Raw genomic sequence first — 25,166 nt, 5'->3', positions numbered from 1 at the left:
TGATACCCCGCCCGGGCACCCGCCTCGCTTCATCGGCATGCAACGTTGCCACCTGGCTCGGCTTACCCCCCGGGGTGTGAGCCTCATCACATGGCACGTGGCGAGCGTCCCGCGCCAAACATCGCCTCGATGGCCTGTGCGCAACAAAAAAGCCGCGCCCCCCTTCGGGGCGCGGCTTTTTTGTTGTGACTTCGACGCCTTTACTACGCTGTGAGCAGAAGTTGACGCTTTCCGACGCGGAGACGAGAGCCCTGAATCAACGACCTCATTTGGATTCCTGCATCGCCGCCAGGCCCTGAAGCATACGCGGAAGATCCATGCCCAGGGTTTGCTTGATCTGCTCCGAGCCGCTGGCCGCCTTCATCGGCGCGGTGCCGTGGCGATCGACCTCCTGCATCTGCGAGTCGATGACGGTGATCTTATCGATCTTGATCTCCTGCACCGTCGAGAGCATCGAGTCGAGGATGGTGTCGAACTGCTGCAACAGGAAGATCGGACGCGCGGAGTCGCCGGCGCTATTCCAGGTGTCGATCAGCTCACGAAGGGCCACGACGTTGGCCTTGCCGTCCTCAATGAAGGATGCGGCGTTGGCCTTGGCCTGCGCCTCAAGCTCGGACTTACGGGCCTGAGCGGGCTGAATGAGGTCGGCGGCAAGCTGGCGCTTGACCTGCTCCAGACGCGCGCGCTGCACATCGAGGTTAGCGCGAGCCTTGGCCACCATCGCCCCGACCCTGGCGCGCTCCTCAGCCACCATCGCCTCGCCGCGGGTCTGCGCGTCGATGACGCGACGCTCGGCCTCCGCTTTGGCGATCTCCATCTGGGCGTTGACCTTGGCGGTAGCCCGCTTTTGCTGGTTCTCGGCGTCGAGCACGCTGGCCTCGGCGCGGTTAAGCGCCTCGGCAATACGACTCTCCATCAGAAGCGTCGCCGACTGCTGACGACCGATGGAGTCGAGGTAGCCCTGATCATCACTGACGTGCTGGATGTTAAGCGTGTCGAGCTCCAACCCGATGCGGGTCAGATCGTGCTCGGCCTCCTCCGAGAGCGACTGCGCGAACTTAATGCGGTCGTCGTTGACCTCTTCCGGGGTCAGCGTGGCGAGCACCCCGCGCAGGTTTCCTTCGAGGGTTTCTTTGGCGATCTGAATGATCTGCTGACGCGTCATGCCCAGAAAACGCTCCACGGCGTTGTCGATCAGGGGCGAACGGCTGCCCACCTTGACGTTGGCAACCCCTTTGACGCTCAAGGGGATACCACCTTTGGAGTAGGCGTTGGTCACGTGCAGGTCGATGACCATGTTGGTCACGTCGAGCCTGTCGACACGATGGAAGAGCGGGTTTCGGATCTTACGACCGCTGTGCACGATCGTGTAACCCGGAGCCTTTTTCTCGCCAGCAAAGACGAGCACCTCGTTAGGCTGGCAGACCTCGATCAGGTGGGTGGCCGCGATCACCGCGATCACGACCAGAACCAGGATGACACCGAAGAGAGCGAAGATTCCCATGATTTCTCCTATGATGAAGCGTGGGGCACCGAAAAGCGTTTACCGTGATGCTCAGGCCTTTTCGGTGGGGCCGTCGCGTTCTTCGCCAAGTTTCGGGATGGAGTGCTGGGTGGTGGGACGCTTACCAAAGCCCTCGTTGGCCTCGCGCGCCTCCGAGAGTCGTCGCCCCAGAGAGGCGGGGGCGGAGGGGAGCTTGCCGCCGCCGGAGCCCTCGGTCATGCCACCGCCACCGGTGAGCACGGCTTCGATATCGATGCCCACCGTCTCGCGCATCTCTTTGAAGAGGCCGCTGACGATGCCGGGGAAGCTGCTCACGTAGTTGGGGAGCGCCTTGCCGTTGCCACTGTCGATCAGCGCGACCTCACGCACCTCGACCTGGCGTGCAGCTTCGGCCACGCGCTTCATCACCGACTCCATACGCTGGAGGATGAAGACATCCATCGCAGCATCGCCGGCGTCGACCCAGACCGCGGTCATCATGCGCAGGACCTCGGCCATGGCGCGGCCGCGCTCGGCGATCTCGGCGGCCTCACCGGCGGCGGTCAACTCACGGGCGACCTTATCGGCCTCGGCCGGGATGACCACATCGGCCTGAAGACGCAACTTCTCAAGCTCGGTACGCACCTGCTGGAGTTCCTGCTCGGCTTCGGCCCGCGCGGTCATCGCCCGCGCGGTGGCGCGCTCCTCCTCGGAGCGCGCGCGAAGTTCCAGGTCGGCCTGAAGCTCGCGCAGGGCGTTCTGCACCCGCTGAATCTGAGCCTGGGCATTGCGGCGGGCAACCTCGCCACGCCCCTGTGCCTCGGCTTCCGATTCCTCCGCCGTCTTGACCGCGTTGGACTCGGCGACCTCGGCGACCTTCAAGATCTCGGCGATGCGCCGACGCCCGATGGAGTCGAGGTAGTCGCGATCATCGGCCACGTTCTGAATCTTCAGCGTATCCAGGTGCAGGCCGAGTTTTTCCAGGTCGGGCTCGGCCTCGCGGGCAAGCTGGTCGGCGAAGAGCAGGCGGTTCTCATTGACCTGCTCCGGGGTCAGCGTGGCGAGCACCCCGCGAAGGTTACCTTCAAGGGTCTCCTGGGCCACGCGCATAATTTCATTGCGGCCTCGCCCCAGAAAACGCTCCACAGCGTTGTGGATGGCGCCGTCGCTGCTGTCGATCTTGACGTTGGCCACCGCCTGCAGGGTCAGCGGAATACCGCCGCGCGAGTATGCCCCGGTGATGCTGATATGCACCGGCATCACCGTCAGGTCGAGGCGGTCGACCTTCTCAAAGAAGGGGTTGAAGAGGCGCCGGCCACCGGCCAGAACCTCGTAGCCCCGCACCGAGCCGTCGGCCAGACGGTAGTCTTTACCCGAGAAGATCAACACCTCGTTGGGCCGACACACTCGCAGAAAGTAACGGTAGGCCCAGATCAACGCCGAGACGGCGATGAACCCGAAGAACCCTAAAAAGACGGTCGCAATAACGATACCTTCCATACCCTCTATCCCTTACGTTGATGGACCCGGGGTCGCGCCCACGGCGCTAAACCGGCCCCAAAATGGTCGCCGAGGTGCCTCAACTTTGCCGCCGTTCTTCGAGCGCGCGCATATCGACCACACGCGCCACGCCATCCTCAATACCGAGCACAAAACAGGGCTCGTTTAAATCGAGCACCACCTCGTCGTCCTCGGTCACCGCCATCACATCCATGCTTCGCCCGCCGATGGTCACGCGCACTTTGCCGCGCTGGCCCTTCTTGACCGGGAGCAGCACGCGGGCGGTGGTCCCCACAAAATCATCGTCGTTGGTCGCCCGTCCGCCCTCGCTCAACCCGCCCAGATAGAGCACGTAGGCGACGGCAAAGCCGGCACCCAGCCCCATAAGCGCCGAGAGCCCGGCGGCGAACCCGCCGCTGGCAAGCCCAAGCACCGTAAGAAGCGTGCCGGTAAGCCCGAAAAAACCCATCGCGTAGGTATAAAACTTAAAACTTCGCAGGGGACGAAAACGGCGTCCGCCTTGAGTCTCGAAGTCTTTTTCAGCGTCGCCATCCAGATCTTTGTCGAGCTCAAACTCCTTGTCGAGGTCGAACTCTTGATCGATCTCAAACTCCTTATCGAGATCGAAATCCCCCTCTCCGTCGGCTTCCAGATCAGCATCGGAGCCCAGTCCGGCGAAGACGGTCATCGCCACGAAGAGGCCCCCGAAGACCAGACAGAATACGTAGAGTGCCAGCATAGACGACCTGTCGTCCGGCCCCGGAAAGGTGCAATCAGGCAGACTCGTCCCCGATCAACCCGACCTTCTGAAGGACCCACGGACAAAAGTGGTAGACATCAATGAACGCGTGCGCAGCCTTTGATAGCGCGCAATCTCCACGCGATCAAGGCAACCGCAGAGCGGCGATGCTCCGCTGGCCTTTTAATGCTGCGGAATACCTGCTAGAGTTTGACGCGTTAATGGTGACGAAAATACAGAGTTCTCACGGCATGACCGGGCCCCTCACACATCTCACGCTCAAGTTTCTCGTAGGCGCTCTGGCGTTTGCGAGCGCTCTTTTGTTGACGCCTCGCGCGCTGGTCGACAGCGCGACCGGTGCCTCCGACGACAGCGCCGAGATCTCTGTGCAGCTTCTGGAGCGCCCCGAAGATTGCCTCTGGTGTTCTCCTCCTCCGACCAGCGAGCGTTGTGACGACAACAACGCTGCCGACGGTCACTGGCTTCATCCCGATGAGGCCCACCCCGACGAGTGCGAGGATCGCGCTCGCGCAGCGCTTCCCGGCGCCTGAACACCTCGAAAAGACCATCCCGACGTGAAACGTTTGAATCACCCCACTTAGCACCCACAGTCAGGGCCCCGATCCTTGCCACGCGTAGAACGCGCTGTGGTCGGGGCCGACGTACACCTGTTTGAAGAGGATTCATGAGCGAAAACAACCTGCTACCCGCCCCGCCCAAAAAGGACTACCTGCGCTATATCCCGCTCGGTGGTCTGGATGAGGTGGGCATGAACTGCTCGATCATCGAGTGCAACGGCTCGATGCTGATGATCGACTGCGGCATCACCTTCCCCGAGACCGGCGACTTCGGCGTGGACATCGTCCTGCCCGACTGGAGCTACGTCCTCGACAACCTCGATAAGCTCGACGGCATCCTGCTGACCCACGGCCATGAGGACCACATCGGCGGCGCGCCCTTCTTCCTTCAGGAAGTCGATGTGCCGGTCTACAGCGGGCGACTCACCCTGGGCATGCTCAACCGCAAGCTGCAGTCACACGGGCTGGGAAACCAGGTCGACCTGATCGAAGTGGAGCCCGGTGAGCAGCTGGAGATCGGCCCCTTTGTCGCGGAGTTTGTGCATATCAATCACTCGGTGCCCAATGCCATGGCCATCGCGCTGCACACCCCGCTGGGAACCGCGCTCTTTACCGGCGACTGGAAGATCGACCAGACCCCGATGTACGAGCCCATCACCGACCTTCCGCGCCTCTCGGCGCTGGGTGACCAGGGAGTGCTGGCGCTCTTTGGCGACAGCACCAACTCGGAGGTTCCCGGGTTTACCCGCAGCGAACGCGCCGTCTTCCAGGGCTTCTCGGAGGTGTTTGATAACGCCCCCGGGCGCCTCATCGTGGCGCAGTTCTCCAGCAACCTGCACCGCGTCGCCGGACTGTTGGAGTTGGCCTACCGCCACAAGCGCAAGGCGGTGCTCATGGGCACAAGCCTTGTCAAAAACTCCAATATCGCCCGGGACTTAGGGTTTCTACCCTTCCCTCCCGAAGATATCCTTATCACCCCGGAGGAGATGGATAAGTACCCGGACAAGCGCATCCTGATCATCTCCACAGGAAGCCAGGCCGAGCCACGCTCTTCGCTGGCGCGCATGGCCTTTGGTGATCACCGCCACGTCGACGTGCAGGAGGGCGACACCATCGTGCTCAGTGCCCGTCAGATCCCGGGCAATGAGTACGGGATCAACTCGATGGTCAACGCGCTCTACAAGCGGGGCGCGATCATCATCACCGCCGACGACAAGGTCATCCACGGCTCGGGTCACGCCAAGCAGGAGGAGCTCAAGCTGATGCTCAACCTCACCCGTCCCACGCACCTCATCCCCGTCCACGGCGAGTACCGCATGCGCAAGAGCCATGCCCGCCTGGGCTCGGAGGTGGGGGTGGAGAACACCCATCTGATCGAAAATGGTGACTGCCTGCAGATCACCGAAGCAGGCGCGGAGGTCGTCGGACGAGTGCATCACGGGCGCATGCTCGTCGACGGTCGCAACGTCGGAGACACCGAGGACTTCCAGCTTCGCGACCGCCGCAAGCTGGCCAGCGCCGGAATCGTCATGGCCATGGGTATCCTCGATCGCGAATCGGGCTCGCTGGTGGCCCCGCCCACCGTGCTTCAGCGCGGGGTGGTCAACACCACCGAGAGCGACGAGCTGCTTGAGCAGGCGGCTCAGGCGGCCTGGAACGGCGTCCAGGAACTCTCCCGCGCCGCGCGCGGCGACATCTCCGAGGTCAAAGAGGCCATTCGCACCCATATCCGACGCTACATCAGCAAAGAGTTGGGGCGTCGTCCGGTGGTTATTCCCGTGGTTCACGAACTCTAATGTTCGGACCCTGAGGCGGCACCGATGTTAACGCGACCCAACCTCGCCCGCGCGCTCTTGCGCGCGGGCTCACCTGCGTTCGTGCTGTCCTGGGGCACAGCCAGAGATCTGCCTGGCTGGCTGGAGGCACCGCGCCCGCTCGTCGTAAGTCTCGCGATTTGCGCGGCACTCTGGCTTTTGACGAACACGCGAAACTGGCGACGGCCCTTCGTGCGGCTGTGCTCACTGGGCCTTGTGCTGGTGGGGTTGATCCCCATGCTACAGGTCTCGGCAACCCGACCCGGACCGGCATTTTTATGGGCGTTGAGCGTACTGCTGGGAGGCTACTGGCTGCTCTGGCTCCAGCAGGGGGAGGTATCTGTTCGAGGTCGCGGCGCGGCCGGTGCGATCGGTGCCTCCCTGGGCATGGTCACTGTCTGGCTCAACGCGGTGCTGATTGCTCCTCCTGAACGCCTCGGAGTAGTTGCGGTGGGGCTCTCCATCGCCAGCGCTCTGATCGTGATGACCCACGGGCTCTGGCGCTGCCGCCAGGCGCCGCGTGAGCTGGCGATGCTCGCCAGCGCCCTGGCCCTGACGGGCCCACTGCCCCTGCTGGTCGGGGCCAGCGTCGGTCTGGCGTTGAGCCTGTGGGCCCTGGTCGTGATCTTGCTGGCTGTCCGGCTGTGGATCCTCGACCACCCGACCTCCGATCCCGAAGCGCACTGGTGGGAGCCGGTGGCAACCAACCCGGCGCGCCTGCTGGCGACGACCTTTTTGCTCACCTGCCTCATCGGCGGGCTCTTCCTCTCTCTGCCCCAGGCTACGCACGGCTCCATTCCCGTCATCGACGCCTTCTTCACCGCGGTCAGCGCAACCTGCGTCACCGGCCTGGTGGTTCTGGACACCGCGACCGACTTCAGCGGCGTGGGTCAGCTGATCATCCTGGTGCTCATTCAGATCGGCGGCCTGGGGATTATGACCTTTTCCACCGCAGCTTTTTTGCTGCTGGGGCGAAGGCTGAGCATGCGCCACGAGGGTGCGATCGCTCAACTCATCGGCGAACGGGACCGCGGCCAGATCACCGCCGCGCTCAAACTTATCCTGCTCGTGACCTTTGTCGCCGAGGCCATCGGTGCGCTGATCTTAAGCGTGCTCTGGTGGCTCGACGGTGCCTCCCCGGCACGCGCGATCTGGGAAGGGGTGTTCACCGCCATCTCGGCCTTCTGCAACGCCGGCTTCGCGCTGCGCTCCGACAGCCTGGTCAGCGTGCAATCCAACCCGGCCATCCTGATGACCGTCGGCGCGCTCATCGTCGTAGGGGGGCTGGGACCGGCGGTCGTCGCATCGCTTCCACGCTGGTGGCGCGGACGCCCGGTCTCGTTGCATGTGCGCGTGGTGATGACGACCTCGCTGATGCTCTGGCTTCTGCCGGCGGTCTTCTTCTTCTTCTCGGAGTCCACCCACAGCTTTGAAGCCCTGGGAGCCGTGGACCGCGCGTTTAACGCCATCTTCCAGTCGATCACGCTGCGCACCGCGGGCTTTAATTCGGTGGACTTCTCTCTTCTGCATCCGGCCAGCGTCCTGATCATGCTCATGGCGATGTTCATCGGAGGCTCCCCCGGGTCGACCGCCGGTGGAATCAAAACCACCACCTTTGCGCTGCTCTTTCTGGTGGTGCGCAGCGCGCTGGCCAACCGGGCGCGGGTCGAAGCGTTCGGATTTCATATCCCGCAGCAGACGATCTTTCGGGCCGCCGCCATCGCCACGGTCGGAGCCATGATCGGGGTGGTGATGACGCTGGCGCTGCTCATCACCCAACAGATGCCCTTTCTCATGGCGATCTTCGAGGCGCTGAGCGCGCTGGGCACCGTGGGGCTCTCGATCGGGGGAACCGGCATGCTCGATACTGTGGGCAAGATCATCGTGATGCTGGCGATGTTCATCGGTCGTATTGGCCCGCTGACGCTCTTTCTGCTACTGGCCTCCCGTACGCCGAGCTCCGACTGGACGCGCCCCACGCGCAGCCTGCCGGTCGGCTAACTGACCCTTTCGTACCCCGCGCAGTGAAACTCCTATGGCAAAGCAGGCTCTGATCATCGGGCTGGGACAATTCGGCATGGCCCTGGCCCGCTCGCTGACTGGCCAGGGCGTCGACGTCCTGGCAGTCGATACCAAAGACGACCTTGTGCAGCAGGCCGCAAGTTTTGCCGCCGAGGCCGCCTGCTTCAACGCCATGGACGAGGAAGCCCTGGCGCGCGCGGCGCCTGATCGGCGAGATATCTGCGTGTGCGCGATCGGCGACGAGTCGCGGGAGGGGGCGATCGTGGTCACCGCTTTGCTGCGCAAGATGGGAGCCTCCCGGGTGGTCGCCCGCGCCACCGACGAGCTTCTCGAGCGGATCCTGCATCTGGTCGGCGCCCACGAGGTCGTCAACCCGGAGCGCGCCTTCGGAGAGCGCCTGGCCACACGCATGCTTTACAGCGGCGTGCTCGAAGAAGTTCCTCTGGGCGAAGATCTGGTCCTGACCGAACTTCGCCCGCCCCAGGCCATGCTGGGCCGCAGCCTCAAAGAGCTGCAACTTCCCACCCGCGTGGGCGTCAACGTCGTGGCCATTCGCCGCGTCATTGAAGGACGCGGCGTTGTGCAGCTTCCCGAGCCCGACACCGTCTTACAAAGCGACGACATTCTGGTGGTAGTCTCCCGTTCGGACGCCGCCCGCAAGCTCGTCGACTGGATCTAAGTCATGCGCGTCCGCACCGAAATCACCGCGCTGCTCATCGCCCTGCTCTCCCTGCAGATCTTGACCTCTCTGGGGGCCATCGGCCTGCTCTCGCGGATGGCGCCGGCGATCGAGCAGATCATCGAGGAGAACGCCTACTCGATCATCGCCGTCGAAGAGATGCTCGTGATCCTGGGGAACACCCCGGTCAGCGATGAGGATCTGGAACGCTTTGACGAGGCGTTCACCCGCGCCAGCACCAACATCACCGAGACCGAGGAACGCCCGGCGATCACCACCATTGAGCGCTACCATCAGGCCGCGCTCCGCGGTGATTCGCAGGCTCGCGCCGAGACCACCGCCGCGCTCAGTGAGCTCGCGAGCATCAACCACGACTCGATGGCGCGCATGGACGAGCGCGCCAAACGCATGGGCATCTCCGGGGCCTGGGCGGCGATGATCCTGGGAGTTGTCAGCGTTTTTCTGGGCCTTGTCTTTGCGCGCCGGCTCCTGCACCGCATCGTGGAGCCGGCCGAGGACTTCCAGGCCACCGCGCGCGCCTTTTCCAGCGGTGATCTTCTGCGTCGGGTTCACCTCGATGAGCCCCCGCCGGAGTTTAGAGATACCGCCCGCTGTATGAACACCCTGCTCGATGAGCATCAACGCCTTCGCCACGGTGGCACGACGAAAACCGAGGCCACGCCCTCGCCCAGGCCCTCGATGCTGGGTGATGGTGAGCGGCGACTGGCCATCGCCCTGCTCGACGATTCCGCCACTCCCAGCGCGCTGCTCGATCGCTCGGGCCAGGTGCTGGCGACCAGTCGCGCCGCCCTCGATCTTCCCGATGAGGCGCGGGCGCAGCTCAAGCACCTCGATGAACTCGCCGAGGATGAGCGTCTATGGCGCCGCCGCCAGCTCACCGATGAGCTCTGGCTTGCGACCCTGGAGAGCGCCGAGGCTTGACCTTGATTTATCGGCATTGATGGCTATCGTGGCCGCCGCCGATCCTTCCCGCACGCACAGTTCAGGTTCATCATGATTCCAGTCATCTTAGCCGGCGGCTCCGGCACCCGCTTCTGGCCGCTGAGCCGTCGCGCGCGCCCCAAACAGCTGATTGCCCTGTGGGGCGACCGACCGATGATCGCCGAGACCTTCGATCGGATTGCAGGCCTTGACGAACAGGGTCGCGCCCTCCTGGTGCTCGGCCAACATCATGTCGAGCCCACCTCCGAGGCGCTCCGAAACCTGGGCACCGAAGGGCTGGAGCTGGTCGTGGAGCCCCGGGCCCGCAACACCGCGCCGGCCATCGCCCTGGCAGCCGCGCGCGCCGAGGCCATCGCCGGCGATGATCCCATCGCTGTCTTTCCCTCCGACCACTTCATCGGCGGTCAGGAGGCCTTTGAGGCCTGCTTGCAGCTCGCCGACGAGCGCGCGCGCCAGGGAGCCATTGTCACCCTGGGCGTGCCACCCACCCGGCCTGAAACCGGCTACGGCTACATCGAGAGCGAGGGCTCAATCGACAGCGCACCCGGCCAGGGGCCGGTGGCGCTTGGGGTGCGGCGCTTTGTCGAAAAGCCCGACCTGGCCACCGCCCGCGACTATGTGACGTCGGGGCGTTTTGTATGGAACTCCGGGATGTTCGTGCTGCGCCCCTCCACACTGTGGTCGGAACTTGAACGCCAGCAGCCTGAACTTCTGCGCGCCTTTGAACCGGTGCGTCGCAGCGGGGCGAGCGATGCGGCGATCATCGCCGAGGCGTTTGATAAGGCCGCGTCCATCTCCATCGACTACGCGGTGATGGAGGGAGCGGCGAAGGTCGAGGTCATCCCGGCACTCTTTCGCTGGTCGGATGTCGGCCACTGGGCGGCACTCGACGAGGTCAGCGCCACCGACGACCGGGGCAACGTGGTGCGCGCCGAGGCGGTGCTCGACGAGGTCAAGGATTCGGTGGTGCTCAGCGCGGGAAGCGATCGCCTCATTGCGATGAGCGGCATCGAGGGCCTTGTGGTGGTCGACACCCCCGATGCGCTTCTGGTGCTGCCTCGGGAGCGCGCCCAGCGGGTGCGAGAGCTTGTGGACGCGCTCAAGCGCAAAGGTCGCAACGATCTTCTGTAGAGCCTTTCGGCCGGAGTCCCCATGTGTGCATCGACGCCAGAGGTCAGTCGCAGCAACAACCACCGCGCGGTGCGCCGCGTGCTCATCTTCACCCTGGCCGCTAACCTGCTCGTGGCCGTGGGCAAACTCGCCTGGGGTTACCACGCCAACATCGTGAGCATGCAGGCCGATGGCTTCCACTCCTTCTTCGACGCCCTCTCCAACGTCATCGGGTTGATTGCGCTGGGCATGGCCACACTTCCCCCGGACCGCGAGCACCCTTACGGACACCAGAAGCTGGAGGTGGCCGCGAGCATGGCCATCGGGATGATGATCCTTCTGGGGTTGCTGGAGGTGGGCCGTGGGGTGTGGGCCGCGGCCACCGGCGCGGCCTCCCCCCAGGTCAGCCCGGCGGCATTCGGCGTGATCGGTGTGGCCATCGCCACGAGCTTTGTCATCAGCTGGTATGAGAAACGCGCGGCGAAACGCTACGATTCAATGATTCTGGCCAGCGATGCAGCCCACACCTTCTCCGATGCCCTGGCGGGCATCGCCGTGCTCATTGGCCTTGTACTGGTGCGGCAGGGCATCCCCTCGGGAGATATCTTTGCGGCGCTGGCCGTGATGCTCTTTATCGGAATGACCGCCTACCGCGTCCTTCGCGATGGAATGATCGTGCTGGTCGACGCCGCTCTGCTCGACGCCGACGCCATCCGCGAGGTCGTCGGCACCCACTCCGAGGTGCGTTCCTGCCACTACGTGCGCAGCCGCGGGATGCCCGGCTCAGTCCATCTGGATCTTCACGTCACCGTCGATCCGGACATGAAGATGGAGCAGGCCGGCGAGGTACTTCTGGAGATCAAAGCGCGCCTTCATGCGCGCTTCAGCGAGCTTGAAGACGTCCTCATTCAGCTCGAACCGCACCACCCCGTGCATTATGAGGACGTGCCGGACAACCTGGTCTGAGACTTATTCAGCGTCGCCGCCGACAAGCTCCAGGAAGCGCCCGTCAAAACGCGCCACGCGACGGTCACCGACCAGCCCGCGCAGGGTCTTCAAAGGCTCGGCCACGCTCACACGTGCCGGCTGGGCCTCCTCGATCAGGCTGACACTGCGTAGCTCCGGCCCCCCCTGGGCGGGCAGATCAAAGACGACTTCCTCATCACCGAGGATTTCCTGAATGATCTCGGCGCGATGCTCCTCCGGCCAGCCCGCCGGCGACTCAATGCGCAGCTGACGCGTATCCAGGTACACCAGATCGCCCCCCTCACTGCGCTGGGCTGCGCCCAGCGGCACCAGCAGCTCGTCGAGGATCGCCTCAAGCCACTCCCGGAACTTCGGCCCGTGGTAGGTGTCCATAAAAAAGCTCGCGCGCTGGTAGGGCAGGTACACCGTGGAGTGCTGATGTTCGAGCACCATGCCCAGCTGGCTGAACATCGTCGCTGCGGCGGTGCACTGAAGCATCTCCACAAGCGAATCCAGCGTGTACCAGCGCTCCGGCTCCAGCAGGCTTACAAGGTCAAGCCAGGTCATCTTCAGCGCGATGCCAAAGCCCATGACCAGCCCGGCCTCAAAGATCACCGCGTCGGTGGACCCCTCACCGGCACCTCGCAGCCAGCCTCCACCGGTCTCGTGGGTGGGGACACCGGTGCCGGTCATCCAGCGCGGTACCATCTCGTCGTTCTGGCGCAGCTGATAAATCGCGTCGCGCCGCCAGAGGTCATCAAGCCCGATGGCCTCCGCCATCAGGCGGTCGGCGCGCTCCCCGGAGTAGCCAACGACCCATTCCAGCAGAAGTTCGCGGGCGAAGCGTCGACGAGGCACGTCGAGCATCAGCTCAAACTCCACGCCCCGCTCCAGCCTCCCTTTTTTAGCACGGAAGATGCGCGCTTCGGTCGCCAGACTGACCACCGCCTCCCAGTTGACCGGGGCCTCGCTGATGGCGTCGAGCCGGGCGACGCTGGCCTCGTTGAAGTTCCCGCCCTTGCTCAACGCCAGGGGCTCGCGGTCGAGCTCCAACGCCAACCACTTGAGCACCGCCTGCAGATCAACCGGCGCGGGTGTGATGGCGCGGCGGGCCCCCTGGTCGCTCAAGTCATAAAAGCTCTGGGCAATCCAGTCGAAAAGCCAGCGGCGGCCGAGCGTCCACAATTCGCGCCAGAGCTCCTCGGGCACCGCAACCATCGGCACATGCAAGACCGGATCGTCGAAACGAAAGAGTACCCCGGCCTGCAGAAGATGTTCGGCCACGTCCTGTTGATGCTGGCGGTCCTGGGTGCGCATCAGCGGGACGATCTTCTCATCCGGCGCTTCTCCCCAGGTCGGATCGAGGTCATAGCCGTAGATCTGCTGCCAGTAGCACACCCCTCCGAGCTCCAGCACCATCATGGCATCCCCGATCCAGTCCTGGTTGGGGAGCGACTCCACCATCTGCGCTACGGTGTCGGGCTGCTCAAACGTCTCGGCCAGACGCAGCACCCGCTCAATGCGAGAGCCCTCCGAGTCCACGCCGTAGAGCGCCTCCAGGCGCGCGATCTCCTCATCGCTGACGCGTCCCAGCAGCATGATCAGCGAGGGGCGTTGCCCTTGAATGCGTCTGGCGAGCATCGCGGCGATGGCGCCGGGGATCACCGCCCACAGATCGCCCTCCTCGGAGCGACGCGTTTTGGCGATGCCCAGCCGCTGCAAGATCTGGCGGGAACGAATCGTTGCCCAGCCGATCGACAACCCGATATCGTGCTCCAGCACAAGCTCCTCGAGCACACGCCAGGCGCTCCCGGCGGGAACGTGCTCCTCGACCACCTCGGCGAAGCGCTCCGGATCGCTCAACCAGGCGGTCGCAATGGCCTCCGGGGTGTTTTCGTCAACGCCGTAGATCTCGGCCATGCGCGTGCGCTGGCGCGAGCTGAACTCCCCCAGGTGCGCCTCCAGGCGCTGGCGATGTGTGACGACGTATTCTTGAGGCTCGCTCATTCGCTCTTCCAGATGTGTCGGGGGTGGCCCCCGGGCAACGGGGCAAACCCACGCCCCTATCATGATGTGGTATAGCCGACAACCCGGCGACCTGCCTCGCAGCGGTCATGGAGAGCGCCAAAGTGCGGGGCAACCCGCAACGCTCGGTGCTGTCTCTCCCTTCGGTGGTGACGAGCTTTGATGAAGAAATGATCCTGTTGACCGTCTCAGTTATGGTAATGGCTCTGAACCTCCCTCGCCCCGGCTCCTGAGATGAACGCTTCCACGCCCCGAATTCATGTCCGCCTGGCCCTCGTCGCGCTGGCCGCGCTGGCGCTCAACGTCGGCGCTCCGGCGGCGGCCGAGGCCCGGCGACCGACAAAAACAGTACCGACCGAGCAGGTGGAGCGCGCCGAACTACGCGCCTCCCTGCAGGAGCCCCTGGTCGAGGTGGACGCACCGCAGGTGATGCGCCCCCGGACGTTTCGCTGGCAACAGGAGGAGCTCTTTTACTCGGTACGTGTCAACGACGCCGAAGCCATGCGCGCCGGACTTCGCACCGGCGAGCTTCGACGCCATCAGGGGCGACAGTACGTGCCATTAAGTGGAACCGCTCAGTCCCGTGGCTTCTTTCATGCGGTCTATCCCTTGCACGACCGCGCCAACACCTACCTCGACCCGACCACGATGCGCCCGCTGCGCACCGAAAAACACTTCGAGGAGCGCGGTCAGACCCGCGTCTATAACGTCGACTACCGCCATCCCGGCTTTGAGGCGCGGGTGGAACGGCTGCGCGAAGATCGTAGCATGCGTTTTCGGGCCACCATTCCCGACACCACCCACGATATGCTCACCTGGCTCTATGAGCTTCGCGGCCAGGGGGAGCTGAACGTGGGAGACGCCTTTGAGTTCTACATCTACGACGGCTGGCTCTTAAGTCGGCTTGATGTCGACGTTGTTGCCCGCGAAGACATCCTGACCCCGCTGGGCTGGTTTCATACCTACCGCCTCGACTTCGCACGCCATATCATGGACGCTGAGCACGGCGGCGTAGACGACGAGGCTGGCGAGGTGGCCGCCCCTGCAGTTTCGCTGCGGGAGTCCTCCCGTCACACCGGCAGCCTCTGGCTGAGCCGAGACGCCAACTTCATTCCGGTCCGCGTCACCATAAACACCCCTCTGGGGGCCGGCGAGGCCGTTTTGATCCACTACAAACCCGGAACCGGCGCGTGACTTCGACGTTCACTGAAACCTCCGCTTTACACCTCGTCCACCCTGCCCCGCTGCGCCCCGGCGATCGGGTGCATGTGGTCAGCCCGGCAGGCCCGGTGATTCCACAGCTCCTCGAAGAGGGGCTGGCCACGCTGCGCGCCTGGGGGCTTGACGTGGTGATCGATGACGCCGTCTACGCTCGCCGCCCTGGTGCCGACTATCTTGCCGGCGACGATGAGGCGCGGGCCGCGGCCTTCCTTAACGCCTGGCGTGACCCGGAGTGCCGCGCGCTCTTTTGCTCCCGCGGAGGGTTCGGCTCGCAGCGCATCCTCCCACTCCTCAACGAACTCGATGTTCGCGCGCACCCCCGCCACCTGGTCGGGTTTAGCGACATCACGGCGCTGCACCTGCACCTGGCGGGTAACTTAAGGCTTCAGACCTGGCATGGTCCGGTGGTTAAGAGCTTTGCGCTGCATCGCGACGATTCCCATCGCTCCATCGAGCATTTGCGGGCGCTGCTCTTTGGCGAAAAAAAGCGCGATTGGCGTCTGGAGGGGTTGCGCACCGTGCGCCCCGGCCGCGCGCAGGGCCGACTTCTCGGCGGTAACCTCTGCGTGCTCGTGCACCAGCTCGCCACCGACTATTGCCCCTCGCTCGACGATGCGATCCTCGTGGTCGAAGATGTCGGGGAGGTCGACTACCGCATCGACCGACTTTTCACGGCGCTGCGACATTCGCTCAAGGGCCAGCGCATCGCCGGATTGGTACTGGGCGATTTCAGCGACGCGGCCGGGGTCTACGTCGACGACGAGGGCACCGACGCGTTTCTGGCCATGCTCGCCAGCGAGTTTGATTGCCCGGTGGTGGCCGGCGCACCGGTGGGTCACCGCAGCCCCAACCTGGCGCTGCCCATGGGAGCTCCGGCCGAACTCAACGCCGATCTGGGACGCCTCACCCTGCTGACCTGAACCACTGCATCCTGGCCCTATGACTGCTCTTCTCCTCGATTCCCGGCGCATCGACCAGGCGCTCGACCGCGCGCTGGCACCCTCCTATGAGGCGATCGGCACGACGCATACCTGCAGCGCCATTGAGGCGGCGGTCGGCACCCTCAACGGCCAGCGCTACCACCGCGCGCTGGGCCTGACCTCCTTTGAGCCCGACGCTAAGCCCGTGGCGCGCCACACCTTCTTTGATATCGCCAGCGTCACCAAAGCGCTGGTCGGCGCCACACTCGCGATGCAGGCCATCGACCAAAACCTGACCGACTGGCGCACTCCCCTGGGTGAGCTCTACGCGCCCTGGCGGGCGCACCCTGACCCGCGCGCCGCACAGGTCACCTTTTTGAACCTCCTCAACCACACCAGCGGTCTGCCGGCCTGGCATAAATACTATCTCGAATACCCGCTCAACCCGCAGGCCTCGACCGCCGAGGCTACGCGCCGAGACATCATCGCGCGCATCTGTCGGACACCTCTCTGTGGCCCTCCCGGCGCGATCTACGCGTACTCCGACCTGGGATACCTGCTGCTGGCCAACGTCCTGGAAACGATCTTCGATGTGCCCCTGGCAACGATGGCCCGAACGCGCATCTTTGAGCCGCTCAAGCTCCGACATACCCGCTACGTATCCCTGGCCCGGGGCGACGCCCCCTTGCAGGACGCTGCCGCCACCGAGCGATGCGAACGTCGTGGCCACCTCATCCAGGGCAGCGTCCACGATGAAAACACCGAGATCATCGGCGGCGTCTCCTGCCACGCCGGCGTCTTCTCCACCGCCGACGATCTTTTGCGCTTCGGATTGCACCTCCTGGCCATTGATCAGGGCCAGGAGGTAGACGCCCCGCTGACCTCACGCAAGACCCTGAGCTATGCCTGGTCCGCTCAGGCCGCCATGGCCGGCGGCAACCACCGCGGCGGCTGGGATACGCCCAGCGGCGCCACCTCCAGCGCCGGTGCAGGCTTCGCTCCCGACACCACCGTGGGGCACCTGGGCTTTACCGGAACCTCGCTGTGGATAGAACGGGAGCTGGGCGTGGTCAGCGTGCTTTTGACCAACCGCGTCTATCCCACCCGCGAAAACACCCGCATCAAGACGGCTCGCATCGACTTTCAGGAGGCCGTTCTGCCTCCGGCCTCCCGCGTCTAAACGCCACCTTCCCCCCTCCTCGAGGAGTCCCGATGACTTATCACCACGAGTTACGCGTCGCCGAATCGATCGCACGCCAGGCCGGCCGCCACATCCTCCGCGAGCGCGCGAAGAACATGGAAGTCTCGCTCAAAGCCCCCAACGACCTTGTGACCAACGTCGATCGCAGCACCGAGCGCCTGATCACCGCCGCGATCCGCGAGCACTTCCCCGACGATGATATCATCGGCGAGGAGTACGGCGACCATCGGGGCGACTCGACGGCCATCGGGGCGCGGCGTCGCTGGCTGATCGATCCTATCGACGGCACCGTCAACTTCACGATGGGCATCCCGCTCTACTGCGTCTCGATTGCGCTGCAGGTCGACGGTCATACCGTCGTCGGCGTGATCTACGAGCCTAACCGTGACGAACTCTTCAGCGCACGCGAAGACCAGCCGGCCACGCTTAACGGCTGGCCCATTGCGGTGAGTGAGTGCGCGACGATCGCCAACGCTGTGCTCGTCACCGGGTTTCCCTCCGGGCGCGGCGAGGAGTTTGAAAACGCGCTGGAACAGTTCATCAGGCTCACCCGCACAAGTCGCGGGGTGCGACGGCTGGGCTCGGCGGCGATCGACCTGGCCTATGTGGCCTGCGGGCGCATCGACGCGTTCTGGGAGTTTGGGCTGAGCCCGTGGGACACCGGCGCAGGCTATCTGATCGTGGCGCAGGCTGGCGGTCAGGTCAGCGCGCTTGATGGCTCACCCTACGTGGTGGAGGGACGCAGCATCCTGGCGAGCAACGGCACGCTGCACGCCGAGTTGATCGAGGCGCTCAAGCTCTGAGTCGACGCCCTGCCCTTTTGTTCGCCCTGCGGCTGTGGCACAACCATAAGGACGCGGCGCTGCGATGAGCGCGCCCCTGGTCGAAGTTCTCGCCCCCGTTGTGGTCAGGTCCTATGCATTGCCCGGTCTGTGCTCGAGAGATTCCCACCGACGCACGCTTCTGCGCTTACTGTGGAAGCTCGGTACGAAAGTGCGAGCCCTGCCAGCACTTCTACCCGGGCGATGCTCGCTTTTGCGGAAGTTGCGGCGAATCGCTCGTCGTGGAGCGCCGCCCGACGTTCGAGCCGCCCTCGGAGGTGGCCGACACCGTCTTCGGCTACCTCTACGAGCTCAACGCCAACCCACAGCAGTTCCCGCTGGAGCAGGGCGACAACACCATCGGCGCCGGCGGCAACAACGATATCGTCATCCGCCGGGCCGCCGTCTCCTGGAACCACGCCATCGTCATCTGTCGCAATGAACGCGTCCGAATTCAGGACTCTGCCAGCACCAACGGCACCTACATCAACGGCAAACGCGTACGCATCCCGCACGCCCTCAACCACGGCGATCTTCTGCGCTTCGGCAGCGAAGAGTTCAAAGTCTGGCTCAAACCCCGCTACCGCACTGCGGAGTCCATCTAAGTCAGCCACACTGAGCGGCTACAAAAAAAAGCGCCCCGCAGGGCGCTTTTTTTGTAGCTCGATATCACAGGTCGCACTCAGCGGCGGCCGCGCTGCTGAGCCTGCTCGATCGCGCGCTGAATGGCCTCCATGCCACCGACCTTCTCAATGCGCGCGTTAAGCTCCTCAAAGCCCTCGTCGACCTCTTCGCGCGGGAGGTTCCCCTCTTCGAGACGCGCATCGGCCTGCTTACGGCAGGAGTCGTAGAAGGCGTAGCCGCGGCGCAGGATTTGAGCGTCGTTACCGGCGACATCGAGCGCTTTCCAGAGGCAATCCTCCGCGTCGGCATAGCGGCCGAGGCGCTCGTTGTAGCTGATCAGGTTGATCTGGCTGATGACGTAAACCGGAAGCACCGGCTGCCCGATCGCCTCAAACGCCTTCTCGGAGAGGGCCTCCGCATCGCGGCCCCAGCGAAGCGCGTGCTCGAAGCGCTCCTCATCAAAGAGGATCACGCTGAGCTGCTGACAGCCCTGAGCGAGCTGCGCCTGGAAGTTAGGCTGACCGGCCTCGGCCAGAATCCGGGCCAACTCCACGGAGCGCTCCATCGCCGCGTCCGAGGCCTCGTAGCGCTTCTCGCGGGCGTAGATCACGGCCATATTCTGGTTGGCGCCGAGCTCCAACGCGTCGACACCGGGCTCCTCCCGCTCGCGCAGCAGTCCGATCATCGTCAGCGCTTTTTCGCCGGCCTCCAGCGCCTCGGCAGCCTTGCCCATGGCGATGTAGATGCTCGAGAGGTTGAGGTGGGTGGCGGCGCTATTGGCCTCAAAGCTCTCACCGCGCTCAATGAGCTCGTTGCAGATCTCGGCGGCCTTGCCGTGGTAGCCCAGCGACTCTTCGAGCCTGTTAAGGCGCTGATGAGCCACACCGAGCTCGTTGCTCACGCGGGCGCGCAGCTTCAAAACCTCATCGCTCTCCTCCTCAGCCATATCGAGGATCGCGTCCGCCTCGCGCAGCGCGGCGGCACCGACGGCATTTTGATTCTGGCGCAGGGCCTGGCTGCCCGCGTTAACTAGGTCATTGGCAGCCTTGAGCTGCGCATCCATCCAGCGGCTATCTTCCATGGCGATCGTCCTTGGTGTGTCGCTACGTCATTAAGGGTTTGCGCTGCGCCTGTGGCGAGAGGCGCTCAAAGTGCGGCAATCGAGAGGCTTCGTCAATGCCCGGTCTCCGGGGCGGGTCGCGTTACGGACAACGCCCGCTGCGCGCCTGCTCCAGGCCCCGGCGAGCATCGGCCACCGCCCGCGAGCCCGGATACTCGGCGACCACCGTTTCAAAGAAGACCTCGGCGTTGGGGCATTGCCCCATCTTTAAAAAGGCCTGCCCGATGCGCAGATTCGCCTGAGCCTGACGGCTGGTGGGTGCCGAACCTTCGAGCACCTTCTGATACTCGCCAATCGCGCTCACCCACTGCGACTCGGCAAAGAAGGCCTCACCCAGTTGAAAGCGAACCTCATTGACGCGGGCATCATCGCCGTGGCGCTCCAGAAAGCGCTCGTAGGCGCGGCGGGCCTGCGGGTAGTCCTCGGCGGCCAGACGCGCGTCACCGAACTGGCGAAGTTCGTCGGGGTTCTCGGGAAGTTTGATGGCCTCTCCGGACTCAAAACGAAGGTCGACGTCGCGCCGAAACAGCTCCAGGCTCTGCTCCATTCGCATAAAGCGGAAATCGAGCTCTTCGACGGTGCCGCGCAGCCGGTTGAGATCTTCGCGCGTGGCAGCGACCTCCACCCCCAGGTCGGCGCTGTTGCGCTGCAAGAGTTCACGCGCCTCAGCGAGCACATCGCGAAGCTCGGCCACATCCTCGCGGGCGCTGGCAACCATGGCGGTGAGTTCCTCGCGCTCGCTGGCGCTCTTGGAGATGATCGCCTGCTGCTCGGCGCGCAGCGCCTCGATATCTTCCTGCATCGTCTTACCCTGCCAGATCGGCAGACACCCGCTGGTGCTCAAGGCAAGAACCACGACAAAGGGCTTCCACATAACTTGACCTGATATGAAACGGATCACGTTGCTCAGAGGGCAAAAGGCCCGCAGCCTGTCGGCGGCGGGCCTCCTACCTTAATGATTCAACCTCAGGCCACAAGCCGAGGATGGGCCAAACCGAACTCAGCGCACATTGAACTCAGCGCGACGGTTGGCGCGGTGGCAGCTCTCCGGGCCACCTTCCTGGCAGACGCGCACGGGGCGCGAGTCGCCGTAGCCGACGGTGTTGACCTGGGAGCTGCTCACACCCAGCGAGGTCAGGTAGTTACGCACCGAGCGGGCGCGTCGCTCGCTGAGCGCGATGTTGTACTCCGAGGTGCCGCGCTCATCGGCGTGACCGGCGATCTGAACCGAAATGCCACGCTCCTGAACACAGGAGGCGTTACGCTGAAGCGCGCTGCGCGCGTCATCATCGAGGTTGGAGCTATCGTAGGAGAAAAGAACCGTCTCCAGCTGGCAGACCTGCACAGGTGCTTCTTCGCAGGTGCCGCGGCGGCAGCGCATGCCTTCGCCACAGTCGCCGTCTTCGGAGCACTCCGGCTCGGCCACGCAGGAGCCACCTTCACAGATGTAGCCCTCTTCACAGTTGTCGTTGCTCAGGCACTCCGGGCCGCAGCGGTTGTCACGGCAAACCTGGTTGCCGGGGCAGTCGCCGGTACCGACGCAGTAGCCCGGGATCTCTTCGCAGACACCCGCGCGGCACTCCATGCCCGCGTCACCACAATCTGCGGTGGTGCGGCACTGCTGGCAGAGACCGTTGACGCAGTAAAGACGCCCCTCGGCCTGGCCAGCTTCACTGTCGGCACAGTGATTATCGGTCTTGCAGTTGGGGAAATCAGGGCGACAGGCCACCGAGCTCAATGCGATCAAAGCGGCGACGGAGAACAACGCAAACATACGTCGAAGCGACATAACGACAGACTCCTTATTTACGGCATGTACGACCGGTATTTAATCCACATACTGGCAGCCCCTTGCGACCTGAACCCGACGGTCAGGCACTGCCGATACCCTGAACGAGCGTGTGCGACGCGGGCTCCGCACGCGGGCTGCACCGCCCCGCTTCGTTCAAAGGCTCTTAACTGCCGCAATATACGGAGTTTCTCCCCAAACCCAAGGGAATTTTCGCTAAATGTTGCATCAACACATGCAACATCGTGTGCGTATCGCAGCCGCTTGCGCACCTTTTGAACATCCACCAGACTCGAACCTGCGTCGTGCCGCCTCGCCCGCTTCCTTACCGCCATCCGAAACTACGCCGTGAATGCCTCTGCGCCGCCTATGGAAGACGCCACCGGACCGACGCAATCTTTGCGACTGGCAAGTGCTCTGGCGTTGACTCTCGCGTTCGCTCTGCCCGTCCTCCTGGAGTTGGGAGGCCTGGCACGGGTGGGTCACGCTGCGCCTGCCGAGTTCATCGCCCTGGCGACAGCGCAGGCCGAGAGCGCCCCGCTCTTCTGGCCCCTGGTAGCTCTGGTGGTGGTCCTGGCCCGTCCCGACAAGCCCGATGCGGCCCTCGGGCTCCATGCCGCTCTGAGGCGCGCCCTGGCAGCCACGGCGATCTTTGGGGTGTCGGGACTGCCCCTCGGGCTCACCGAGATCCATCTTCTGCGGGCGCTCTCGCTGTTGCCCACCGCAATCTTTTTGCTGATGGCGTTGCGCCTCTTCGCCCACCGCCGGGAGGGTGCCCTGCTGGCGAGCACCCTGGGAGGCGTCGCGGCCGGAGCGCTCTCGCTGATGCTCCCCTCGGAGGTGGGTTGGGCACCGGTGCTGAGCACGGCGCTTATCGTCGCCCCGCTGGTCGGGGCGGCCCTTGCCCTGTGGCTCTCGCGCGACTGCGGTGTCTGGGTTCGCCGCGGCGCCCCTCCGGCATTCACGCTGGCCCGTGCGCCGGGGTTGATCCTGATCTGGTCCGGGGCCATAAGCCTGATTCTGGGCGCGCGGCTTCTGGCCCGTCAAGATCTGGCCTGGCGCTCGGAGTGGCTCTCAGACATGCCCGCGCACCACGAGCCCGGCGCCGCCGCGCTGCGCGAGCTCGCCGGCCGTGGCGAGCTCCCTGCGCCGGGTTTCGCGCTGTGGAGCGACTGGCCCTACGCCATGGGCGCCTACACCCCCGGCGGCTTTGTCGCGCTGGCCTACCTGCTCTGCTCGCTTCTGGTACTGGTCGCCCTCGTCGGGCTGGGCCTGGGCGCTGCGCGCAAACTCTCGCGTTCGCCTTCGACACCGCCTTTTCCGGCAGACCTGCTGGCTGCCGCCTTCGCCGCAACGCTCGTCCTCCCCCTGCTTGTCGCTCCGGCGTCCACGCTGCACCTCCTCGGTGCCGACCCGCTCCTGGCCTTCCTGGGCATCCAGCCCGCCCGCATGATCGCAGCCGGCTTGATCTTCGTCGCCCTGCTCTTCACGCTCTTGCCCGACACCCTCTCCCGCACCACCCTCTCCAGTACGCGTTACGCCCTGCTCGGCGCCCTCATACTCATCGCCCCTCCGGCCTCCCTGCTCGCGCTGACCGAGCTCGCTACGATCACTCCGCTCGGCGTCGCCTCTACCCTCTCCCTGGGCGCAGGCCTGCTCACCACTCTTCTCACCTGGCAGACCCCACGTGCATCGCCATAACGCTACCTTGCTCCGCCGCATCGGGACGCTGACGCTCTGCCTCGGCCTGGCGAGTTGTGGCCCTATCGAGCCGCCACCACCGACGGATGCCGATGGTGAGCCGATTCCGCGACCGGCCCCCCTGGACGACTGGTTGCGCGTGGTTGAGGTCACCCCCTCACACGCCATCGCCGTGCGCCCCACCATCGAGGTGCGCTTCAACGCCTACCTCGATCCCGGCACCTTTAACTCCTACAGCGCTCTCTCACTGCGCTCCGGCGGTCTGACCAGCGGCGGGCGCATTGACTACCGCATGACCCGTAAAACGCTGCGTCTACGTCCCCGTAGCGATCTTATCGAGGGGCTGCGCTACACCCTCTTTGCCTCACGCGATCTTCGCAGCGTCACCGGCGCACCGCTCTTTCCCGACACGCCGGCTCCGGAGCGCTTCACCGACGCGTCGCTTCCCGGCTCCCCGCCCCTGGACAGACCCGAGGTACGTTGGAGCGACATCGCCCCGATCGTGGAACGCTCCTGCAACGCTTGTCACAACGATCCCGGCTGGAGGCTTCCTCGCCTCACACCCGACGCTCTTCGACAGACCCGATCCACCCAGGTCGATGCTCCCCTGGTGATGCCTTTTGAGCCGGCGCAATCCTACCTGATGCATAAGATCCTGCCCGACTATCCCCTGCGACGCTTCACCGTCCAACCTCCCCCTTACAGCGACGCGCCCCCTCTTAGCCTCGATGAGATCGAACGTATCGAGGACTGGATCGCACAGGGCGCGCGCTGACGCGCGCGCCCTGTGCATGACGCCTGTTCTAACTTTGACCTCTTGCGACGGCCTTACTCAGCTGCCGCTTCAGCCTTAACCGCAGCCACAATGGCCTGCGGGGTGAGCTGACCGGTGTAGCGCTTGCCGTTGATGAAGAGGCTCGGCGTGCCCTGCACACCGGCCGCCATACCTTCCTGACGATCCCGAGCCACGAGCGCGCCGATCTCCTGCGACTTCAGGTCTTCCTGAAAACGCTCGTAATTCAAGCCGAGCTGACGCGCGTAAGCCTCAAGGCGCTGCGGGTTGAACTGCTGCTGGTTGGCGAAGATCAGGTCGTGCATCTGCCAGAACCGCCCCTGCTTATGAGCGGCGTTGGTCGCGCGCGCGGCCAGATCCGAGAGCGGGCTCCCCAGCGGGAACTGCTTGAAGTAGATGCCCACGTCATCGCCGAGCTGCTCATGCACCGCGCTGAGCACGCCGGCAGCCATGCGGCAGTAGCCACACTGGAAGTCCGCAAACTCCACAATCTTCACATCCGCCTCGGCCGAGCCTTTCACCGGCACACCTTCGAGCACGAAGTTATGGACGCGGTCTTCGTTCTTCTGCTGCTCGGCAACACGCTGCTGCGCGTCCTCGCCAGCGCCTTCCGCCAGCGCCGTGACCATGGTCGTGAACGCCGTCTCGGCCTCCTCACAACGCTCTTCCTTCTGCATGCACGCGTTGAGGCTCTCGGTGCTGTCGGGGCAGGGGCAAAGCTCACCCTCAGCCATCTCGGTCAGGCGAGCGCGCTCGGCAGCTCCGAGCTTCGAGAGATCCACACCGGGATACTCCACCGACGGAGCTCCCGCCCCGCCCTGGCCGGGGGCCTCGCCCTTTGCCGCACCCTCATCAGACGCAGCACCCTCGGCGCTCACCACGGGCGCCTCAGCCTGGGCGTCCTCTTTCGAGCCAGAGTCGCACCCCAAAAGCGCCACCACCATGGCTACCATCGCCAGCACCAGGGCCGACTTCTTAAACCGCTCGTTTTGTTTCATCACTTCGTCTCCAGGCTCTCTGTAGGTCTACTTTTCTCAGGCCAGCCCCGGCTTCTCAGAACAAAGGCTCGGGGGAACTGGCTCAAACATCGTCGCGGG

General features: G+C 64.6%; 22 protein-coding genes. 14 read left to right on the top strand and 8 right to left on the bottom strand.

The genetic code is table 11. The annotated features are described in order from the left end of the window. Nucleotides 1-265: 265 nt before the first annotated feature. The 3 genes from EA187_RS10775 to EA187_RS10765 all read right to left on the bottom strand — a co-directional run bounded on the left by EA187_RS10775 (nt 266) and on the right by EA187_RS10765 (nt 3,722). The gene (locus EA187_RS10775) at nt 266-1,504 is read right to left on the bottom strand and encodes a flotillin family protein (protein WP_115604164.1); all 1,239 of its coding nucleotides are present in this window, start codon (nt 1,502-1,504) and stop codon (nt 266-268) included. Between the two features lie 51 nt (nt 1,505-1,555). Further along, complete coding sequence (locus EA187_RS10770) at nt 1,556-2,983, bottom strand: flotillin family protein (protein ID WP_127780270.1); 1,428 nt, start codon at nt 2,981-2,983, stop codon at nt 1,556-1,558. A 79-nt stretch (nt 2,984-3,062) separates the two neighbouring features. Then, nucleotides 3,063-3,722 carry a hypothetical protein gene (locus EA187_RS10765; protein ID WP_127780269.1) on the bottom strand — a complete coding sequence of 220 codons (660 nt, stop codon included), beginning with the start codon at nt 3,720-3,722 and terminating at the stop codon, nt 3,063-3,065. 320 nt (nt 3,723-4,042) lie between these two features. Between EA187_RS10765 and EA187_RS10760 the strand changes: the two genes are divergently transcribed. The 7 genes from EA187_RS10760 (at nt 4,043) to EA187_RS10730 (ending at nt 11,854) form a co-directional block, all read left to right on the top strand. Continuing rightward, nucleotides 4,043-4,273 (top strand): hypothetical protein, encoded by a 231-nt coding sequence (locus EA187_RS10760; protein WP_127780268.1) that lies wholly within the window; start codon nt 4,043-4,045, stop codon nt 4,271-4,273. 134 nt (nt 4,274-4,407) lie between these two features. Further along, on the top strand, nt 4,408-6,096 hold the full coding sequence (locus EA187_RS10755) for a ribonuclease J (protein ID WP_115604156.1): 1,689 nt from the start codon (nt 4,408-4,410) through the stop codon (nt 6,094-6,096). A gap of 255 nt (nt 6,097-6,351) precedes the next feature. After that, nucleotides 6,352-8,115, top strand: coding sequence for a TrkH family potassium uptake protein (locus EA187_RS10750; RefSeq protein ID WP_164856190.1), 1,764 nt, complete (start codon nt 6,352-6,354; stop codon nt 8,113-8,115). A 34-nt stretch (nt 8,116-8,149) separates the two neighbouring features. Next, nucleotides 8,150-8,815, top strand: a complete 666-nt coding sequence (locus EA187_RS10745) for a potassium channel family protein (RefSeq protein ID WP_115604152.1) — start codon at nt 8,150-8,152, stop codon at nt 8,813-8,815. Nucleotides 8,816-8,818: 3 nt separating this feature from the next. Next, nucleotides 8,819-9,757: a HAMP domain-containing protein gene (locus tag EA187_RS10740; protein WP_127780266.1), complete on the top strand. Its 939-nt coding sequence runs from the start codon at nt 8,819-8,821 to the stop codon at nt 9,755-9,757. A 72-nt stretch (nt 9,758-9,829) separates the two neighbouring features. After that, nucleotides 9,830-10,909 carry a mannose-1-phosphate guanylyltransferase gene (locus EA187_RS10735; protein ID WP_127780265.1) on the top strand — a complete coding sequence of 360 codons (1,080 nt, stop codon included), beginning with the start codon at nt 9,830-9,832 and terminating at the stop codon, nt 10,907-10,909. Nucleotides 10,910-10,930: 21 nt separating this feature from the next. Beyond that, nucleotides 10,931-11,854 carry a cation diffusion facilitator family transporter gene (locus EA187_RS10730; RefSeq protein ID WP_127780264.1) on the top strand — a complete coding sequence of 308 codons (924 nt, stop codon included), beginning with the start codon at nt 10,931-10,933 and terminating at the stop codon, nt 11,852-11,854. 3 nt (nt 11,855-11,857) lie between these two features. Here the strand turns inward: EA187_RS10730 and EA187_RS10725 are convergent, their stop codons facing one another. Further along, on the bottom strand, nt 11,858-13,861 hold the full coding sequence (locus EA187_RS10725; RefSeq protein WP_127780263.1) for a hypothetical protein: 2,004 nt from the start codon (nt 13,859-13,861) through the stop codon (nt 11,858-11,860). A 252-nt stretch (nt 13,862-14,113) separates the two neighbouring features. On the opposite strand from EA187_RS10725, the gene EA187_RS10720 reads away from it, so the two are divergent. From EA187_RS10720 to EA187_RS10700, 5 genes are all read left to right on the top strand, one after another. Then, nucleotides 14,114-15,073 (top strand): DUF3108 domain-containing protein, encoded by a 960-nt coding sequence (locus tag EA187_RS10720; protein ID WP_127780262.1) that lies wholly within the window; start codon nt 14,114-14,116, stop codon nt 15,071-15,073. Continuing rightward, complete coding sequence (locus tag EA187_RS10715; RefSeq protein ID WP_164856189.1) at nt 15,070-16,020, top strand: S66 peptidase family protein; 951 nt, start codon at nt 15,070-15,072, stop codon at nt 16,018-16,020. Before EA187_RS10720 ends, EA187_RS10715 begins: the two co-directional genes overlap by 4 nt. Nucleotides 16,021-16,039: 19 nt before the next feature. Next, nucleotides 16,040-17,200 (top strand): serine hydrolase domain-containing protein, encoded by a 1,161-nt coding sequence (locus EA187_RS10710; RefSeq protein WP_127780260.1) that lies wholly within the window; start codon nt 16,040-16,042, stop codon nt 17,198-17,200. 32 nt (nt 17,201-17,232) lie between these two features. After that, a complete protein-coding gene (locus tag EA187_RS10705; RefSeq protein WP_115604136.1) occupies nt 17,233-18,024 on the top strand; it encodes an inositol monophosphatase family protein in 792 nt (263 codons plus the stop codon). Between the two features lie 113 nt (nt 18,025-18,137). After that, nucleotides 18,138-18,647: a double zinc ribbon and FHA domain-containing protein gene (locus EA187_RS10700; RefSeq protein WP_115604134.1), complete on the top strand. Its 510-nt coding sequence runs from the start codon at nt 18,138-18,140 to the stop codon at nt 18,645-18,647. A 77-nt stretch (nt 18,648-18,724) separates the two neighbouring features. Here EA187_RS10700 and EA187_RS10695 read toward each other — a convergent pair whose 3' ends face one another. The 3 genes from EA187_RS10695 to EA187_RS20800 form a co-directional block, all read right to left on the bottom strand. After that, nucleotides 18,725-19,747, bottom strand: a complete 1,023-nt coding sequence (locus EA187_RS10695) for a DUF6483 family protein (RefSeq protein ID WP_127780259.1) — start codon at nt 19,745-19,747, stop codon at nt 18,725-18,727. A 121-nt stretch (nt 19,748-19,868) separates the two neighbouring features. After that, on the bottom strand, nt 19,869-20,660 hold the full coding sequence (locus EA187_RS10690) for a tetratricopeptide repeat protein (protein ID WP_115604130.1): 792 nt from the start codon (nt 20,658-20,660) through the stop codon (nt 19,869-19,871). 126 nt (nt 20,661-20,786) lie between these two features. Next, entirely contained in the window at nt 20,787-21,575 is a 789-nt protein-coding gene (locus EA187_RS20800; RefSeq protein WP_115604128.1) for an OmpA family protein, read from the bottom strand. A 399-nt stretch (nt 21,576-21,974) separates the two neighbouring features. Between EA187_RS20800 and EA187_RS10680 the strand changes: the two genes are divergently transcribed. Further along, nucleotides 21,975-23,276, top strand: a complete 1,302-nt coding sequence (locus tag EA187_RS10680) for a hypothetical protein (protein ID WP_127780258.1) — start codon at nt 21,975-21,977, stop codon at nt 23,274-23,276. After that, a complete protein-coding gene (locus EA187_RS10675) occupies nt 23,263-24,051 on the top strand; it encodes an Ig-like domain-containing domain (protein WP_127780257.1) in 789 nt (262 codons plus the stop codon). Before EA187_RS10680 ends, EA187_RS10675 begins: the two co-directional genes overlap by 14 nt. Before the next feature lie 53 nt (nt 24,052-24,104). On the opposite strand, the gene EA187_RS10670 is transcribed toward EA187_RS10675, so the two are convergent. Next, nucleotides 24,105-25,067 carry a thioredoxin domain-containing protein gene (locus tag EA187_RS10670; RefSeq protein ID WP_127780356.1) on the bottom strand — a complete coding sequence of 321 codons (963 nt, stop codon included), beginning with the start codon at nt 25,065-25,067 and terminating at the stop codon, nt 24,105-24,107. Nucleotides 25,068-25,166: the final 99 nt, after the last annotated feature.

The organism is Lujinxingia sediminis (genome assembly GCF_004005565.1).
Lineage (GTDB): Bacteria > Myxococcota_A > Bradymonadia > Bradymonadales > Bradymonadaceae > Lujinxingia > Lujinxingia sediminis.
The sequence above is the reverse complement of the archived record's forward strand: the minus strand, read 5'-3'. Positions and strand labels throughout refer to the sequence as shown.

Excerpts from the sequence above, each read along its gene's own strand:
- EA187_RS10695 (WP_127780259.1), bottom strand. The coding sequence starts at position 19,747 with ATGGAAGATAGCCGCTGGATGGATGCGCAGCTCAAGGCTGCCAATGAC.
- EA187_RS10710 (WP_127780260.1), top strand. The coding sequence starts at position 16,040 with ATGACTGCTCTTCTCCTCGATTCCCGGCGCATCGACCAGGCGCTCGAC.
- EA187_RS10745 (WP_115604152.1), top strand. The coding sequence starts at position 8,150 with ATGGCAAAGCAGGCTCTGATCATCGGGCTGGGACAATTCGGCATGGCC.
- EA187_RS20800 (WP_115604128.1), bottom strand. The coding sequence starts at position 21,575 with ATGTCGCTTCGACGTATGTTTGCGTTGTTCTCCGTCGCCGCTTTGATC.
- EA187_RS10705 (WP_115604136.1), top strand. The coding sequence starts at position 17,233 with ATGACTTATCACCACGAGTTACGCGTCGCCGAATCGATCGCACGCCAG.
- EA187_RS10735 (WP_127780265.1), top strand. The coding sequence starts at position 9,830 with ATGATTCCAGTCATCTTAGCCGGCGGCTCCGGCACCCGCTTCTGGCCG.
- EA187_RS10770 (WP_127780270.1), bottom strand. The coding sequence starts at position 2,983 with ATGGAAGGTATCGTTATTGCGACCGTCTTTTTAGGGTTCTTCGGGTTC.
- EA187_RS10775 (WP_115604164.1), bottom strand. The coding sequence starts at position 1,504 with ATGGGAATCTTCGCTCTCTTCGGTGTCATCCTGGTTCTGGTCGTGATC.
- EA187_RS10730 (WP_127780264.1), top strand. The coding sequence starts at position 10,931 with ATGTGTGCATCGACGCCAGAGGTCAGTCGCAGCAACAACCACCGCGCG.
- EA187_RS10755 (WP_115604156.1), top strand. The coding sequence starts at position 4,408 with ATGAGCGAAAACAACCTGCTACCCGCCCCGCCCAAAAAGGACTACCTG.
- EA187_RS10690 (WP_115604130.1), bottom strand. The coding sequence starts at position 20,660 with ATGTGGAAGCCCTTTGTCGTGGTTCTTGCCTTGAGCACCAGCGGGTGT.
- EA187_RS10725 (WP_127780263.1), bottom strand. The coding sequence starts at position 13,861 with ATGAGCGAGCCTCAAGAATACGTCGTCACACATCGCCAGCGCCTGGAG.
- EA187_RS10765 (WP_127780269.1), bottom strand. The coding sequence starts at position 3,722 with ATGCTGGCACTCTACGTATTCTGTCTGGTCTTCGGGGGCCTCTTCGTG.
- EA187_RS10720 (WP_127780262.1), top strand. The coding sequence starts at position 14,114 with ATGAACGCTTCCACGCCCCGAATTCATGTCCGCCTGGCCCTCGTCGCG.
- EA187_RS10750 (WP_164856190.1), top strand. The coding sequence starts at position 6,352 with ATGCTACAGGTCTCGGCAACCCGACCCGGACCGGCATTTTTATGGGCG.
- EA187_RS10740 (WP_127780266.1), top strand. The coding sequence starts at position 8,819 with ATGCGCGTCCGCACCGAAATCACCGCGCTGCTCATCGCCCTGCTCTCC.
- EA187_RS10670 (WP_127780356.1), bottom strand. The coding sequence starts at position 25,067 with ATGAAACAAAACGAGCGGTTTAAGAAGTCGGCCCTGGTGCTGGCGATG.
- EA187_RS10700 (WP_115604134.1), top strand. The coding sequence starts at position 18,138 with ATGCATTGCCCGGTCTGTGCTCGAGAGATTCCCACCGACGCACGCTTC.